Source organism: Salifodinibacter halophilus (genome assembly GCA_012999515.1).
GTDB classification, from domain to species: domain Bacteria; phylum Pseudomonadota; class Gammaproteobacteria; order Nevskiales; family Salinisphaeraceae; genus Salifodinibacter; species Salifodinibacter halophilus.
This window is the reverse complement of sequence record JABEEB010000329.1, coordinates 1-264: the sequence shown is the minus strand read 5'-3', so window position 1 is coordinate 264 and position 264 is coordinate 1. Positions and strand designations below refer to the sequence as shown.

General features: G+C 66.3%; 1 protein-coding gene. It reads right to left on the bottom strand.

Annotated elements, in window-relative coordinates; all coding sequences use genetic code 11:
* Positions 1–172: 172 nt before the first annotated feature.
* A partial coding sequence (locus HKX41_11885; protein NNC24834.1) for an acyl carrier protein occupies positions 173–264 on the bottom strand: 92 nt, incomplete at its 5' end.

Below are 264 nucleotides of genomic sequence, written 5' to 3'. Positions count from 1 at the left end.
CGAAGCGGCCGCTACGCTACGCTGGCGTATCGACGCCCCGGAAAAGCACGGGGCCGCTATGCGGCCCCGGGTGGTTGCTTATCGATCCATTGCGATGGTCGTGCGATGGTCGCGCAACGCATGCCGGCGCACACCGCGCGCGAGGACTCGCGCGCGGCTGCGTCGCGGCCGATTACGACTTGACGTGCGCCTTGACGTAATCGATCGCCTGCTGCACCGAGGTGATCTTCTCGGCCTCTTCGTCCGGGATCTCGCACTCGAACT